The organism is Rhodanobacter denitrificans (assembly GCF_000230695.2).
GTDB classification, from domain to species: domain Bacteria; phylum Pseudomonadota; class Gammaproteobacteria; order Xanthomonadales; family Rhodanobacteraceae; genus Rhodanobacter; species Rhodanobacter denitrificans.
In genome coordinates this window covers 2,893,808-2,906,971 of sequence record NC_020541.1, presented here as the reverse complement: position 1 = coordinate 2,906,971, position 13,164 = coordinate 2,893,808, and the positions used below count along the sequence as shown (strand labels likewise).

At 68.4% G+C, this 13,164-nt stretch carries 18 protein-coding genes and 1 riboswitch; of the genes, 5 read left to right on the top strand and 13 right to left on the bottom strand.

What is annotated here, in order from left to right:
- Positions 1 to 119 precede the first annotated feature (119 nt).
- The 7 genes from R2APBS1_RS13375 to crcB form a co-directional block, all read right to left on the bottom strand.
- Positions 120 to 506 carry a YciI family protein gene (locus tag R2APBS1_RS13375; RefSeq protein WP_015448312.1) on the bottom strand — a complete coding sequence of 129 codons (387 nt, stop codon included), beginning with the start codon at positions 504 to 506 and terminating at the stop codon, positions 120 to 122.
- Between the two features lie 90 nt (positions 507 to 596).
- The gene (locus R2APBS1_RS13370) at positions 597 to 1,007 is read right to left on the bottom strand and encodes an MAPEG family protein (protein WP_015448311.1); all 411 of its coding nucleotides are present in this window, start codon (positions 1,005 to 1,007) and stop codon (positions 597 to 599) included.
- Positions 1,008 to 1,443: 436 nt separating this feature from the next.
- On the bottom strand, positions 1,444 to 2,280 hold the full coding sequence (locus tag R2APBS1_RS13365; RefSeq protein WP_231381838.1) for an IS3 family transposase: 837 nt from the start codon (positions 2,278 to 2,280) through the stop codon (positions 1,444 to 1,446).
- The gene (locus tag R2APBS1_RS13360) at positions 2,250 to 2,606 is read right to left on the bottom strand and encodes a transposase (protein WP_007514494.1); all 357 of its coding nucleotides are present in this window, start codon (positions 2,604 to 2,606) and stop codon (positions 2,250 to 2,252) included. The genes R2APBS1_RS13365 and R2APBS1_RS13360 overlap by 31 nt, the downstream gene beginning before the upstream one ends.
- Positions 2,607 to 2,750: 144 nt before the next feature.
- Positions 2,751 to 3,869 carry a cyclopropane fatty acyl phospholipid synthase gene (gene cfa, locus R2APBS1_RS13355; protein ID WP_015448308.1) on the bottom strand — a complete coding sequence of 373 codons (1,119 nt, stop codon included), beginning with the start codon at positions 3,867 to 3,869 and terminating at the stop codon, positions 2,751 to 2,753.
- Positions 3,870 to 3,901: 32 nt separating this feature from the next.
- A complete protein-coding gene (locus R2APBS1_RS13350; protein ID WP_015448307.1) occupies positions 3,902 to 4,240 on the bottom strand; it encodes a DUF190 domain-containing protein in 339 nt (112 codons plus the stop codon).
- Between the two features lie 14 nt (positions 4,241 to 4,254).
- The gene (gene crcB / locus R2APBS1_RS13345; protein ID WP_007507721.1) at positions 4,255 to 4,641 is read right to left on the bottom strand and encodes a fluoride efflux transporter CrcB; all 387 of its coding nucleotides are present in this window, start codon (positions 4,639 to 4,641) and stop codon (positions 4,255 to 4,257) included.
- 68 nt (positions 4,642 to 4,709) lie between these two features.
- Positions 4,710 to 4,813, bottom strand: a riboswitch (Fluoride riboswitch).
- 75 nt (positions 4,814 to 4,888) lie between these two features.
- Between crcB and R2APBS1_RS13340 the strand changes: the two genes are divergently transcribed.
- A complete protein-coding gene (locus tag R2APBS1_RS13340; RefSeq protein WP_015448306.1) occupies positions 4,889 to 6,154 on the top strand; it encodes a multidrug effflux MFS transporter in 1,266 nt (421 codons plus the stop codon).
- Between the two features lie 35 nt (positions 6,155 to 6,189).
- Here the strand turns inward: R2APBS1_RS13340 and R2APBS1_RS13335 are convergent, their stop codons facing one another.
- Positions 6,190 to 7,332, bottom strand: coding sequence for a DUF2235 domain-containing protein (locus R2APBS1_RS13335; RefSeq protein ID WP_007507725.1), 1,143 nt, complete (start codon positions 7,330 to 7,332; stop codon positions 6,190 to 6,192).
- A gap of 133 nt (positions 7,333 to 7,465) precedes the next feature.
- Here R2APBS1_RS13335 and R2APBS1_RS13330 point away from each other — a divergent pair, with 133 nt between their 5' ends.
- From R2APBS1_RS13330 to chaB, 4 genes are all read left to right on the top strand, one after another.
- Positions 7,466 to 8,302, top strand: a complete 837-nt coding sequence (locus R2APBS1_RS13330; protein ID WP_007507727.1) for an isocitrate lyase/PEP mutase family protein — start codon at positions 7,466 to 7,468, stop codon at positions 8,300 to 8,302.
- A gap of 38 nt (positions 8,303 to 8,340) precedes the next feature.
- Complete coding sequence (locus tag R2APBS1_RS13325) at positions 8,341 to 8,802, top strand: carboxymuconolactone decarboxylase family protein (RefSeq protein ID WP_007507729.1); 462 nt, start codon at positions 8,341 to 8,343, stop codon at positions 8,800 to 8,802.
- 63 nt (positions 8,803 to 8,865) lie between these two features.
- Entirely contained in the window at positions 8,866 to 9,456 is a 591-nt protein-coding gene (locus R2APBS1_RS13320) for a DNA-3-methyladenine glycosylase (RefSeq protein ID WP_236100482.1), read from the top strand.
- A 106-nt stretch (positions 9,457 to 9,562) separates the two neighbouring features.
- Positions 9,563 to 9,790, top strand: coding sequence for a putative cation transport regulator ChaB (gene chaB, locus R2APBS1_RS13315; RefSeq protein ID WP_015448305.1), 228 nt, complete (start codon positions 9,563 to 9,565; stop codon positions 9,788 to 9,790).
- Between the two features lie 41 nt (positions 9,791 to 9,831).
- On the opposite strand, the gene R2APBS1_RS13310 is transcribed toward chaB, so the two are convergent.
- The 5 genes from R2APBS1_RS13310 to R2APBS1_RS13290 form a co-directional block, all read right to left on the bottom strand.
- Complete coding sequence (locus tag R2APBS1_RS13310; RefSeq protein ID WP_007507734.1) at positions 9,832 to 10,332, bottom strand: hypothetical protein; 501 nt, start codon at positions 10,330 to 10,332, stop codon at positions 9,832 to 9,834.
- 99 nt (positions 10,333 to 10,431) lie between these two features.
- Positions 10,432 to 10,728 carry a cell division topological specificity factor MinE gene (gene minE / locus R2APBS1_RS13305; protein ID WP_007507735.1) on the bottom strand — a complete coding sequence of 99 codons (297 nt, stop codon included), beginning with the start codon at positions 10,726 to 10,728 and terminating at the stop codon, positions 10,432 to 10,434.
- Between the two features lie 5 nt (positions 10,729 to 10,733).
- The gene (minD, locus tag R2APBS1_RS13300; protein WP_015448304.1) at positions 10,734 to 11,549 is read right to left on the bottom strand and encodes a septum site-determining protein MinD; all 816 of its coding nucleotides are present in this window, start codon (positions 11,547 to 11,549) and stop codon (positions 10,734 to 10,736) included.
- Between the two features lie 37 nt (positions 11,550 to 11,586).
- Positions 11,587 to 12,357, bottom strand: coding sequence for a septum site-determining protein MinC (gene minC, locus R2APBS1_RS13295; protein ID WP_007507737.1), 771 nt, complete (start codon positions 12,355 to 12,357; stop codon positions 11,587 to 11,589).
- On the bottom strand, positions 12,354 to 12,974 hold the full coding sequence (locus tag R2APBS1_RS13290; RefSeq protein ID WP_015448303.1) for a GNAT family N-acetyltransferase: 621 nt from the start codon (positions 12,972 to 12,974) through the stop codon (positions 12,354 to 12,356). The genes minC and R2APBS1_RS13290 overlap by 4 nt, the downstream gene beginning before the upstream one ends.
- Positions 12,975 to 13,164 lie beyond the last annotated feature (190 nt).

Below are 13,164 nucleotides of genomic sequence, written 5' to 3'. Positions count from 1 at the left end.
GCACGTCCCGGCCGGGCTTCGCCAGCCCGGTGTTGACGTTCGCGACCGCCTGAGCGGGGCGGCCGGACGTCCCGTCGCTGGCGTCGGCAAGGACTCCGCGCCGGGCGCCCGGCGTGGCGTCAGCGTGGCGTCTCGTTGGTCAGCGCGTAGGCGCTGGCGCGCACCGGCTCGATCGGACGCACTTCGAACGCCAGGCCGTAAGCCAGGCAGGGATTCTCCGCCGCGATCGCCGCCGCCTCGTCGAGGCTGCGGGCGAGGATCGTCCAGTAGCCGCCCACGATCTCCCTGGCCTCGGTGAACGGACCATCGGTGATCGCCTGCCGCGACACCAGCTTGCCCTCGCGCGCCAGCCGCTGCCCGGCGCGCATGCGGCCCTCGGCCACCAGCCGGTCATGCCAGGCGTAGAAGCGGTCGATCGCCGCCTGGATGTCCTCGCGCGCGGCGTCCAGATCCCACTGGCCGCGGGAGAGGACGAGGTATTCGGACAGTGGGGCAGGTTGGTTCATGGTTCGTCTCCGTCGGAGCATGATTGACGAGGGAGGCGCAACGGCCAGGGAGTTCGCGAGCCGCCCTCGTCCCTGGAGCCCGTGTGCGAGCTACAGGCCAAGCAGCCGCCACGTCCAGTAGGCGCCGATGCCCATCTGTACGGCAAAGGCGGTGAAGCGGGCATTGACGGCGATGACGCTGGTCGAGGCCAGGTGGATGCCAGACTGCACGACGCGGGCACCCAGCAGCCAGGGCGCGAGCGCATCGGTCACTTCCGCCCGACCCGTCGCGATGGCGACCAATAGCAGCCCGCCGAACACCGGCAGGCTCTCGACGCAGTTCGCGTGCGCGCGGGCGAGCCGCTGCATGAACGGCGAGACATTCGAGTTGTCGGGCTTGAACTCGTTCGAGCGCACGCGGCCGGTGACGACGAGGTAGCTGCGCAGCAGCTCCATGACGACCAGCAGGAGCAGCGTCCAGGCGAGGAACAGGGTGAGTACCAGGACTGAAATATTAGGCATTGCCTTTTGGTTCCGCTTATCTGGAGGACGCGATTTAAGAATTTCGCCTTTTGGATAGGTGGTTAGGCGGCGCGAGTCGTCTCGGTGAGTGCGTGAGGAGGAAGTAGAACACCGATGCTTGAAACACGCCGCAAACAGTCATCCATATGAGCTGCATGAAAGGCAGTGAAAAGAAAGTTGGCGAAAGCTCGTAGAGAGGACCGAGTGTCAAAGATGTCGGCGCAGACACAGTGGCCAGTAGAATGTCGGGAAGCATGTGCTCCCGCGCTGAGCGAAGGAGCGTCACATCGGCGTACCAAGCCCAAGTGGCCGCCAAGCCAACGATCGCCGCATACAACAAGGCCAATGTACGAGCGAAGTTTTTCATGAGGCCTAACGCCTGAGTTGAGCGGCGGCGAAGCCGGAGAGTTCCTACGCAAAAGTGGACACTCTTTGGTTAGGCAGCCAAGGCTTCGAACTCGATGGGAGAGCGATAGCCAAGTGCCGAGTGTAAGCGCTTGCTGTTGTAGAAATCGATGTAGCTGCGCACGGCAGCTCGGAGCGTGTGTTCGCTGGTGAAGTTCTGGCGGTGGTACATGTCGGACTTCATGGATTTGTTCCACGATTCCATGTGCGCGTTGTCGGTCATGCGATGCGGGCGGTTCACGCTCTGCACCAACCCGGCGCTGGCCAGCGCCTGCTTGAAATCGCTGGCCAGAAACTCCACGCCGCGATCACTGTGCAGCAGCGTGCCGGCTGGGGGCTTGCGTTGGCGCAGGGCGGCGGCCAGCGCCCGACGCGTGAGGCGAGCAGTTCGGTCCGAGCCCAGCGACCACCCCAGCAGTCGCCGCGAGTAGCGGTCCATGACCGTGGCCAGGTAGCGCCACGTGCCCGACACTTTCAGGTAGGTCACGTCCGTCACCCACACCTGATCGGTTCGATCCACGGTCAACTCATGAACCTGGTTGTCGACACTGGAGAAGAAACGATCCACGCCCGGGCAGCGTCGATACAGGTCGGCCGAGCACCCCCGCACCGCGTTGTCCCGCATCAAACGCTCGACCCGGCGGCGTCCGACCGACTCGCCCTCGCCTTGCAGTCCCGTATGCACGCGGGGGCTGCCATAGGTTTGTCGGCTGTCGTCATGGATCTGGCGAATCTTCCCGAGCAGACGCGCGTCCTCCTGGCTCCGTGAACTGGCCGGACGATCGCGCCACGCATAGAACCCGCTCGCGCTGACGCCATACAGTCGACACAACAACCTCACGGAGTGGAACTCCTGCTGCTGTTGGATGAACGCGAAGATCTCGCCTTTTGACCGGAAGTGAACGCGATCGCTTTTTTTAAAAGGTCATGCTCGACCTTCAACTGCTCGTAGGCCTTCTTCACGCGGCGCAGCTCCTTGAGCTCGGCTGCCACCGCCTTATCCACCGCGACACCCTTCGTCATGATCACACCCTCGCGCGCCTGTTTGCGCCAACGAGACAACATGAACGGATGGATGTAAAGCGACTCGGCAACATCCTGCACCGCGACCCCGGGCAACTGGCTCAAACGGACGGCTGTCGCCTTGAAATCATCGGTATATCGGTAGGTGGTTCGCGGACCTGGTTTGGGCATAGTGAGGACTCCTGAAGTGGTAGTTCAGGGTGTCCACTAAAGCGTAGGAACTCTCCCATGCGGCCGCCGTTCGGATAGGACCGGGATCCGGCCGCGTGAGGGTTTCTTCGTCATAGCGCACCCACGGGCAACCGTGCGTGCCGATCAGCGCGGCACGCGATAGCCACCCGGCACGCCGCGCGGGCTAAGCACCAGTTGCCACAGCTGGTCGCGGCGGCAGCGGAATACGGCGGCGGAGGCGGCGAGGTAGTAGCGCCACATGCGCCGGAAGCGTTCGTCGTAGCTGGCCGGCAGGCTGGGCCAGGCGGCTTCGATGTTGGCGCGCCAGGCGGTGAGCGTGCGGTCGTAGTCGGCGCCGAAGTTGTGCCAGTCCTCGACCACGAACAGGTCCTCCAGGGCGGCGGTGACCTGGCTGGCGGCGGGGATCATCGAATTGGGGAAGATGTATTTCTCGATCCACGGGTCCGGTTGCGCCGGCGCGCCGTTGCTGCCGATGCAGTGCAGCAGCGAGAGGCCTTCATTCTTCAGGCAGCGGCGCACGGTCTCGAAGTAGGCGCGGTAGTTCCTGCCGCCGACGTGCTCGAACATGCCGATCGAGAACACCGCGTCGAACCGTTCGTTGACCTCGTGGTAGTCCTGCAGGCGGATCTCGATCGGCAATCCGGCGCACAGCTCGCGCGCGTAGTCGGCCTGCTGCTGCGACACGGTGATGCCGACGCCCTCCACGCCGTAGCGCTCGGCCGCGTACTTGAGCGCCTCGCCCCAGCCGCAGCCGATGTCGAGCACGCGCTGGCCGGTCTTCAGCTGCAGCTTGCGGCAGACCAGGTCGAGCTTGGCTGCCTGCGCGTCGTCGAGGTTGTCGGCCTTGGCCCAGTAGCCGCAGGAGTACACCAGGCGCTTGCCCAGCATGGCGTGGAACAGGTCGTTGCCGAGGTCGTAGTGCGCCTTGCCGATCTCGAACGCGCGCTCGCCGCGCTGCAGGTTGACGAAGCGCGCCTTGAGGTGGGCGAGCAGGGTGTCGAGCGTGCGCAGTTCCTGGTCCAGTCCGGCGGTGAGCAGGCGGGTGAACAGCGCGGGCAGGTCGTCGGCGTCCCACCAGCCGTCCATGTAGGCCTCGCCCAGGCCCAGCGAGCCGTGCGCGAACACGCGTGCGTACAGGCGTTCGTCGTGCACGCGCAGGTCGGTCGGGGCATCGCCGTCGATGCGGATGCCGGCCTGTTCGAGCAGTTCGCTGGCACGATTCTTCAGGTCGTCCTGGCTCATGCGTCGTCTCGCGGTTTGTGGAATCGTGGCGGTCAACCACCGCCGAGCAGGGCAAAGTTTGCCGGCGAAAGCGCATACGTCGCGTCGACGCCGGCGCCGCGCACCAGCTGCAGCAGCAACTCGGCCTGTTCCTCGCGCAGCAGGAACTCGACCCTGACCGGCAGGTCGTCGGCCAGCTCGAAGAACTGCTCCTCGTGCAGCACGCCATGCCGGCCGAAGCCGGCGATCGCGCGGAACACGGAGCCGCCGCCCAGGCCATGCGCCCTGGCCTGTTCCAGCAGCCACTCGGACAGCAGCATGCCGTCGTGCTTCGTGCGCGAGTGGCAGTAGAAGTACAGGTGCACGCCGTGCTGCAGGGTCTCCTGGTTCATGCGGTGCTCCCGGTTCAGTGGCGCAACAGGCTGCGGGTGAGGGCGATGCCGAGCACGGTCATCGCCAGCGAGCCGGCCACGTGCACGGCCACGTGGCCGCTGAACCACAGGTATTGCTGGCGCAGCAGCAGCGTGGCGGACTCGGCCGAGAAGGTGGAGAACGTGGTCAGCCCGCCGAGGAAGCCGGTGAACACGAACAGCCGCAGCGCCGGCGACAGCGCCTGGAAGTGGTCGAACAGGCCCATCACGCAGCCCATCAGCAGGCCGCCGACGAGGTTCGCCGCCAGCGTGCCCAGCGGCAAGGTGGGGAAGACGGGGTTGAGCAGCACGCCCAGTCCCCAGCGCAGCCAGCAGCCCAGGGCGCCACCGATGCCGATTGCCACAAATCCGTTCAAGCCCACGTGCGCGCCTCCTGACAGTGAATGTGTCCGGTTGTCGCGGCGGCAGGCACGCCTGCGCCGCCGGAAACCGGGGTGCAGGCATCATCAGCTTCGACGCGGGATCGCGGGAAGCGGTTTGTCCCGAGGTGCCCGAGGGCTCCGGAACGGGAGGCATGCCATCTCCCGGTGGGGCATCCTAGTCGATCCGGCGGCCCCGTCGTCAAGCGCGGACGTCTATACTGCGCGACCCGTCGATGCCCGTGTTGCCATGAACCCAGCCCACCGTCCCGTGCGCCGCAGCCTGCCGTGGCTGCTGGCCGCGCTGTCGATGATCGGGCCGTTCTCGATCGATGCGGTGTTTCCGGCGTTCCCGCTGGTCGGCGCGCACTTCGGCGTGGATGCCGCGCCGCTGCAGCAGCTGATCAGCGTGTACCTGGTCACCTATGCCGCGATGAGCCTGTTCCACGGCGCGATTTCCGATGCGGTCGGGCGCAAGCCGGTGGTCGTCGCCGGCCTGCTGGTGTATGCGCTGGCGTCGGTGGGTGCGGCGATGTCCACCTCGTTCGCGATGCTGCTGGCCTGCCGCGGCCTGCAGGGCATGTGCGCCGGCGCCGGGTTGGTGGTGGGCCGGGCGGTGGTCCGCGACAGCCTGGAAGGGCCGGCCGCGCAACGGCTGATGTCGCAGGTGATGATGATCTTCGGGGTGGCGCCGGTGATCGCGCCGATGGTCGGCGCGCTGCTGCTGCCGCTGGGCGGCTGGCATGGCATCTTCTGGCTGCTGGCCGGGTTCACCGTGCTGCTGGCGCTGGCGCTGCAGCTGTTCCTGGACGAGACCCACCCGCCGGCGCGGCGCACGCGGTTTGCGCCACGGCCGCTGCTGGCGGGCTACCGGTCGTTCGGCCGCGACCGGCTGTTCTGGCCGCTGCTGGTTTCCAGCTCGGTGAACTTCGCCGGGCTGTTCCTGTACATCGCCTCGGCACCGCGCATCGTGCGCGAGCTGCTGCAATTGTCGGCGCAGGGTTTTCCGTGGCTGTTCCTGCCGGTGGTCAGCGGCCTGATCGGTGGCGCCTGGCTGTCCGGGCGGATGGCCGGGCGGCACAGCGCGAACTCCACGGTGAGCCTGGGCTATGCGGTGATGTTGCTGGCGTGCGCGGCGCATTTGCTGCTCGCGCTGCTGCTCCCCGCGCCGCGGCTGCCTTGGTCGATGCTGCCGCTGATCCTGCACGGCATCGGCGTGCAGCTGGCGTTCCCGACCCTCACCCTGCTGCTGCTGGACCGCTTCCCGCATCATCGCGGCGGGATTTCCTCGGTGCAGGCGTTCGCCAGCCTGCTGCTGTGCAGTTTCGTGGCCGGGGTGATGTCGCCGCTGCTGTCCAGGGGCATGCTGCCACTGGCGCTGGGCGCCTCGGCGCTGACCGTGGCCGGCGTACTGGCGTGGTGGTGGTATCACCGCCTCACGCGCCGGCCGCTGGAACTGCCGCTGGCCGATGCCGGCACGGCGGCGATGCAGGCGGAGATCGCCGAGCCGCGCTGACACGGCGGCCGGATCGAGCCGGGCCGGACGGGGCGTCAGGCGGGCGGGGCCGGCGCGGGCGTGGCGGCGCGCACCACCGAATCCGCCGACATCAACACGCTGGCCTCGGCCAGCGCCCGCACCAGCGACGGCGGGCGGTAGCTGGCGTCGGCGAGCCAGCGCTGCCATACCGAGTCGTCCACCTTCTCGTTGACGCCGGCACCGAGCCGGCGGTCGAACGGCGGCTTGAACTCCTTGTAGATGCCGTCCATGAACTCCCGGTACGAATTGCGCGGCACGCCACGGTCGGCATCGACCGGCGGCAGCAGCCGTTCGCTGCAGGCAAGGCCGGTATCGATCGCCTTGCGCTGCAGCCACGCCAGCGGCAGGTCGGGCAGCGGGTCGGGCCGGCGGCCGGCACCGTCGCGCGCGTTGCCGCCGCCGACGTCGGCGTGCGCGCCGATGAACCAGCGCTGTTCGATCTCGATCTGCTCGCGCTTCTTCGAGGTCAGCGTCTCGCCGGGCTTCACCGTGTACGGGTTGCGCGTCCATACCGTGGGCGCGAAGTCGGCGCGGTGCTCATCCAGCGCCAGCGCCTGGTAGGCGTACTTCACGATCTTGCTGAGTTCGGTGTCGTGGAACTGATAGCGCTTGCGCGCGTAGGGAAACCACGAGGCGGTACCGGGGATGCCGAGCGAACCGACGGTGTCCCACACGCCGATGAAGTGGATGTCGATCACGATCGAATGGCTGGCGCGAAATTCCACCGCGATCGGGTCGTCGGGCTTGCTGCCGGTGTCGCGATAGAACGCGTAGGCAGCCGCAGCGTCGGGCCTGGCCACGCTGGCGTGGGCGTCGCAGCGGAGCAGGCCGCACTTGCGGATCAGCCCGCCGAGGCTGCGCGCGGTATAGGCGCCGCGGCTGAAGCCGAACAGGTAGAGGAGGTCGCCGGGCTGCCAGGTCTCGCACAACCAGCGATAGCCATCGAGCACGTGGTCGGACAGGCCGTAGCCGAACGCGCCGCCGAGCAGATGGGCGATGCCGCGCTTCACGCCCACGCCCGGGATGTAGTTGACCAACTGTCGGGCGCCGGCGGCATCGCGTGCCGCGATCAGCCGGCGCAGGCGTTCCACGTTGGTGTTCGACTCGGGCTTGTTCCAGGTGCCATCGAACAGCAATACCAGCCGGCGTGCGGCCATGGTGCCCTCCAGCGATGCGTTCGGGGTTGGCGCAAGCCACTCTAGGCCGCGCCGGTGCGTCGGGCCAGTGCCGGGAGAGGCGCGCAGGCGTACCCTGTGCGTTTCGACATCGCCGCGGGTGGACAGCACGAGCATGGACAGGCAGAGCCAGGTCGACAAGGCACGGGCGTTCCGCCAGATGCACGATCGCCGCGCGATCCTGCTGCTGCCGAACGCCTGGGATGCGGGCAGCGCACGGCTGTTCGCGCGGCGCGGCTTCGCGGCGGTCGCCACCACCAGTGCCGGCGTGGCCTGGTCGCTCGGCTACGCCGACGGCGAACGGGCGCCGCTGGCCGAGGTACTGGCGGCGATCGCGCGGATCACGCGGGTGGTCGAGCTGCCGGTGACGGCAGACGTCGAGACCGGCTATGGCGAGACGCCGGAGGCGGTGGCCGCCACCGTGCACGCGGTGATCGCCGCCGGCGCGGTCGGCATCAACCTGGAGGACGGCCGCCCCGGCCACGGTCCGCTGCGCCCGGTCGAGGAAGCCGCGGCACGCATCCGCGCCGCACGCGAAGCGGCCGAGGCGAGCGGCGTGCCGCTCGTGATCAACGCGCGGGTGGACCACTGGATGCAGCAGGTGGCCGACCCGGCCGCGCCGCTCGCCGATGCCGTGCAGCGCGCGCAGGCCTATCTGGCGGCGGGCGCCGACGGCATCTATCCGATCGGGCTGGGCGAGCCAGCCGTGCTGGCCGCGCTGGTGCAGGCCATCGACGCCCCGGTCAACGTGGCTGCCGGTTCCGGCATGCCGGACCTGGCCGAGCTGGCCCGGCTCGGCGTGGCCCGCGTCAGCACGGCCACGCGTTTCGCCACGCTGGCGCTGGCGGCGGTGGATCGCGCCGCCGCGGCGTTGCTGGAGAGCGGCCGCTTCGACGGCCTGGGGGCGACTTTCACCTATGCGGACGCGCAGCGGCTGTTCGAGCCGGCCTGAGCGGCGCAGGAAACAGTTCTTTCATCGAGGAGTCTGCAATGAACAAGCGTATCGAGTACGGCAAGGCGGCGCCGGCGGGTCTGAAGGCCATGCTGGGCCTGGAAATGTATGTGCATGGCTCGGGCCTGGAGCACTCGCTGATCGAGCTGGTGAAGATGCGCGTGTCGCAGATCAACGGCTGCGCGTACTGCCTGGACATGCACAGCAAGGACGCGCGCGCCGCCGGCGAGACCGAGCAGCGCCTGCACGTGCTGGCGGCGTGGCGCGAGGCGCCGTTCTACTCGGCACGCGAGCGTGCCGCGCTGGCCTGGGCCGAGGCGGTCACCCTGCTGTCGACGAACGAATTGCCCGACGCCCTGTACGAGGAGGTGCACGCGCAGTTCGACGACAAGTCGATGGTCGACCTCACCCTGGCGATCATCGCCATCAACGGCTGGAACCGCCTGGCGATCGGTTTTCGCGCGGACGTGGGCAGCTACCAGCCGAAGTCGGCGGGCTGAACGTGGCGCCGCTACCGTCCCGTCGCAGGCCGGCAGCGGCGTCCGCGCCGCGGATGCGCGGGCATGGCTGAGCGGCCCATGGCGCTGGATCGCGCGTTCTACCGGCGCGATCCGCGCGCGGTCGCGCCCGACCTGCTGAACAAGGTGCTGCTGCATGCGGACGGTCGCTGCGGTCGCATCGTGGAAACCGAGGCCTACTGCGGGCCGACGGATCCGGCCGCGCATTCCTGGCGCGGCCGCACGGCGCGCAATGCGACGATGTTCGGCGCACCGGGGCTGCTCTACGTGTACTTCACCTATGGCATGCACTGGTGCTGCAACCCGGTCTGCGGCGAGGAGGGCGAAGGCGTCGCGGTGTTGCTGCGCGCGCTGGCGCCGCTGGGCGGGCTGGCCGCGATGCGCGCGGCGCGGCCGGGTTGCCGCCGCGACCGCGACCTGTGCCGCGGGCCGGCGCGCTTGTGCCAGGCGATGGGCATCGGTCGCGCGCAGGACGGCATCGACCTGGTCGGCGGTGCCGGCGGCTTCAGCATCGTCGACGATGGCGTGCCGCCACCGGTTGCACCCGTGGTCACGACGCGCATCGGCATCACGCGCGCGATCGGGCAACCCTGGCGCTGGTACGTGCCGGGCGATGCGCACGTCTCGCGGCGCTGAACGGGAGCGTCGCGGTTGTCGCGGCGGCCACGTGGAGTTGACGGAGGCTTGATGATGCGGGGCACACGGTAGCCAGGCGTCACTCGTCCATTGCGGGGTCCGCGCCATGCCTTATTCATCCATCAGCGAACTGCCCGACAGCGTGCGCGAGCACGTGCCGAAGCACGCGCAGGAAATCTACAAGGAGGCGTTCAACGGCGCCTGGGAGGAATACGCCGACAAGGACGATCGTCGCGGCAGCGAGTCGCGCGAGGAGGCGGCGCACAAGGTCGCCTGGGCAGCGGTGAAGAAGAAATACCGCAAGGGTGCCGACGGCGACTGGCACGCGAAGTAGCCTGGTGCCGTGGTTCGGGATTCGGGTTCAGGGTTCGCGCGTCAGGCATGCGGCAGGCCGCGTGCCTTGAGGAAGTCGCGGGCGTTGCCGGCATCGTGCTCGAACCAGGCGCGCGCTGAGCCGAGCCGGAACGTGTAGCCCCAGGCGTCCATGTCGGCCATCAGGCGTTCGCGCCCCACGCCGGGCAGTTCGTCGGCCAGCACGATCTGCAGGCAGCAGGTGGCGTCTTCCTCCTCGATCGAGTCAGTGGCGTCGGTATGGACGTCTGGACGTCTTTCCGGCGGCAGCACGATCAGGTGGCCGGCTTCATGCAGCAGCGAATGCACCGGGGTGTCGCCGCGGGCGTAGACGGTGCTGCCGATGATGCCGGCCTCGCGCTCGCCCCAGAAGCTGCCGGGGATCGGCGCGCCCGGCGCCACGCGCCGCAGCTGCAGGCCGAAGCGGCCGAGCAGCGCCGCCGGCGCATCGAAGCCGATCTGGTCCAGGCGCAGTACGCGGCTGGCCGGGTCGTCGCCGGAGGCGGAATGAGTGTCGGAGTGCATGGACGTGCGCGGCGGGCGCGATGGCTTCGAGGGTGGGGCCGGGCCTGGCGACACGGCGTCGCCAGGCCCGGAGAAGCGCGGCAGCGGCTGGGCCGGTTGTCAGCCGGTCTTGGCTTCGCCCTTGGTTTCGCTCTTCGCGGCCGGCTTGCCTTCCGGCAGGGTGACCGAGAGTTCGAGGATCTCGTGGCCGCTGTCGCGCTCGAAGTTGATGTTGATCGCCTCGAGGTCGACGTGGACGTATTTCTTGATCACCTCGAGCAGCTCGTTGCGCATCATCGGCAGGTAGTCCGGCGCGCCGCGGGTGGAGCGCTCCTGTGCCACGATGATGCGCAGGCGCTCGCGCGCCACGCTGGCGGTGGCTTCGGGCTTGCGCTTCAGGAAATCGAGAATGCCCATCGTGATCAACCTCCGAACACGCGCTGGAGAAAGCCTTTCTTCGGTACGTCGATGAAGCGCAGCGGGCGCTCTTCGCCGAGGATGCGGGCCACCGTGTCGCCGTAGGCCTGGCCGGCCTGCGAGGCGGCGTCGACGATCACCGGGATGCCGTTGTTGGAGGCGGTCAGCACGTTTTCCGACTCGGGGATCACGCCGACCACCTCGATACCGAGGATTTCCTCGACGTCCTTCACGCTGAGCATCTCGCCGATCGCCACGCGCGCGGGGTTGTAGCGGGTCAGCAGCAGGTGCTGGGTGACCGGGCTTTCGCCCTTCTCGGCGCGCCGGGTCTTGCTGGCGAGCAGGCCGAGGATGCGGTCCGAATCGCGCACCGAAGACACTTCCGGGTTGACCACCACCACCGCGTGGTCGGCGAAGTACATCGCCAGGTGGGCACCCTTCTCGATGCCGGCCGGGGAGTCGCACACGACGTAATCGAAATCCATTTCGGACAGGCCGTCGAGCACCTTTTCGACACCTTCCTGGGTCAGCGCGTCCTTGTCGCGGGTCTGGCTGGCGGCCAGCACGTACAGGTTCTCGTAGCGCTTGTCCTTGATCAGCGACTGCTTCAGCGTCGCCTCGCCGTGCACGACGTTGACGAAGTCGTACACCACGCGCCGCTCGCAGCCCATGATCAGGTCGAGGTTGCGCAGGCCGACGTCGAAGTCGATCACCGCGGTTTTCTTGCCGGCCATGGCCAGACCGGTGGCCAGCGAGGCGCTGGTCGTCGTCTTGCCGACGCCGCCTTTGCCGGAAGTGACAACGATAATCTCAGCAGTCAAGGGCCCATCTCCGCATGATTGTTCTTGTTGTAAGGGGTTACAGCCTGGCGATCAGCAGCTTGTCGCCGTCGAGCCAGCATTGCACGGACTGGCCCTCGAGGTCGCCGGGAATCTGCTCGAACACGCGATATTGCCCGGCGATCGCCACCAGTTCGGCACGAAAGTCGGAGACGAAGATGCGCGCCTTCGCGTCGCCCTGCGCGCCGGCCATGGCGCGGCCGCGCAGGCCGCCGTAGATGTGGATGTTGCCGTCGGCGATCACTTCGGCGCCGTTGGCCACGGCGCCGGTGACGATCAGATCGCGCTCGCGCGCGTAGATCTGCTGGCCGGAGCGCACCGAACCGGCATGGTGCTGCGCACCCTGCATGCTGCCGGGCGCCGGCGCAGACAGGATCGGCTCGCGCTGCACCGCCGGTGCCGGTTCGGCGCGTGCCGCCGGCTCGGCGACGGGCGCGCTGCCCGGGGCCGGCTCGTAGGCGGCGCGGAACTTGGCGATCAGCGGCAGTCCCATGCGCCTGGCCAGCGCCTCGGTTTCACTGGTGCCGTAGGCCAGGCCCACCGGCAGCATGCCGGCGCTGCGCACCGCTTCGAGCAGGGCATCGACGGCGCCGTCGTCGGGCAGGTCGAGCAGGTGGCTCAGGTCCAGTACCACGGCGGCGCGGGCAAACATCTGCGGCGCGGCGCGCACGCGGCGTTCGAGTTCGTCGCACAGCGCGGCGGCGTCGACCCGGCGCACGCGCACGCAGGCGATGCCGACCTGGCCGAAGCGCAGGTCGCAGGCATCGTTGGTCTCTGTTCTTACACTCACGGGCGCCGCTCCCCGGCGAGGCGGCGCGGGGCGGCGTCGTGCCGGGCCGGGTGCTCGCGTTCGGCCAGCCACGGCACGTCGGGCAGGCCGCCGTGTTCGAGCCAGGTATCGCGCACGTAGGCGTAGCTGGGCAGGTCGCGCGCCAGCAGGCTGACCTGCGGGCCGTGCTCGCCCATGCGCTGCTGGCCGACTTCCTGGAAGCCGTAGGTGCCGTGGAACAGCACCACCACGTCGTCGCGCGGCTCCAGGAACACCTCGCAGGTAAGCAGCGGCACGCGCACCTCGGCGTAGCTGTGCACGTCGCAGTAGAAGATGCGGCCCAGGCCGTGGCGGCGGTAGGCGTTCGCGATCACGATGCGGTCGATGTAGACGAACTGCGGGTAGTGGTCGGCGAACCAGCGGTAGTTCGGGCTGGCGTAGTCGCCGCCTTCGCGCAGCGCGATCAGGAACCCGGCCAGGTGGCCGTCGATCTCGGCCACGCGGAAATACTCGGCGTGCTCGTAGAAGTAGCGCAGCTGGGTTGCATCGAGGGCGAGGATGGAGCGACCGGCGGCATTGTTGAGCGCCAGTACGGCATCCAGGTCGTGCTCGCGCACGTCGCGGATGGCAAGGGCCATTCGTTGCTCCGCAATGATGGAATCGGGGACGAGGTCGGGCAGCAGCCTCGCGCAATGGCCTATTATGACATGCGGCTGTGACCCTTACATCTCGCAAGGGCACATGTAAAAGCTTCGTAAAGCCGTGGCCGGGGCGCGTGCCCGGCCATGACTTCCCGCGCATTGCGCGAACCCCCCGTACGCCCAATGA

Excerpts from the sequence above, each read along its gene's own strand:
- R2APBS1_RS13375 (WP_015448312.1), bottom strand. The coding sequence starts at position 506 with ATGAACCAACCTGCCCCACTGTCCGAATACCTCGTCCTCTCCCGCGGC.
- R2APBS1_RS13370 (WP_015448311.1), bottom strand. The coding sequence starts at position 1,007 with ATGCCTAATATTTCAGTCCTGGTACTCACCCTGTTCCTCGCCTGGACG.
- R2APBS1_RS13360 (WP_007514494.1), bottom strand. The coding sequence starts at position 2,606 with ATGCCCAAACCAGGTCCGCGAACCACCTACCGATATACCGATGATTTC.
- cfa (WP_015448308.1), bottom strand. The coding sequence starts at position 3,869 with ATGAGCCAGGACGACCTGAAGAATCGTGCCAGCGAACTGCTCGAACAG.
- R2APBS1_RS13350 (WP_015448307.1), bottom strand. The coding sequence starts at position 4,240 with ATGAACCAGGAGACCCTGCAGCACGGCGTGCACCTGTACTTCTACTGC.
- R2APBS1_RS13340 (WP_015448306.1), top strand. The coding sequence starts at position 4,889 with ATGAACCCAGCCCACCGTCCCGTGCGCCGCAGCCTGCCGTGGCTGCTG.
- R2APBS1_RS13335 (WP_007507725.1), bottom strand. The coding sequence starts at position 7,332 with ATGGCCGCACGCCGGCTGGTATTGCTGTTCGATGGCACCTGGAACAAG.
- R2APBS1_RS13330 (WP_007507727.1), top strand. The coding sequence starts at position 7,466 with ATGGACAGGCAGAGCCAGGTCGACAAGGCACGGGCGTTCCGCCAGATG.
- R2APBS1_RS13325 (WP_007507729.1), top strand. The coding sequence starts at position 8,341 with ATGAACAAGCGTATCGAGTACGGCAAGGCGGCGCCGGCGGGTCTGAAG.
- R2APBS1_RS13320 (WP_236100482.1), top strand. The coding sequence starts at position 8,866 with ATGGCTGAGCGGCCCATGGCGCTGGATCGCGCGTTCTACCGGCGCGAT.
- chaB (WP_015448305.1), top strand. The coding sequence starts at position 9,563 with ATGCCTTATTCATCCATCAGCGAACTGCCCGACAGCGTGCGCGAGCAC.
- R2APBS1_RS13310 (WP_007507734.1), bottom strand. The coding sequence starts at position 10,332 with ATGCACTCCGACACTCATTCCGCCTCCGGCGACGACCCGGCCAGCCGC.
- minE (WP_007507735.1), bottom strand. The coding sequence starts at position 10,728 with ATGGGCATTCTCGATTTCCTGAAGCGCAAGCCCGAAGCCACCGCCAGC.
- R2APBS1_RS13290 (WP_015448303.1), bottom strand. The coding sequence starts at position 12,974 with ATGGCCCTTGCCATCCGCGACGTGCGCGAGCACGACCTGGATGCCGTA.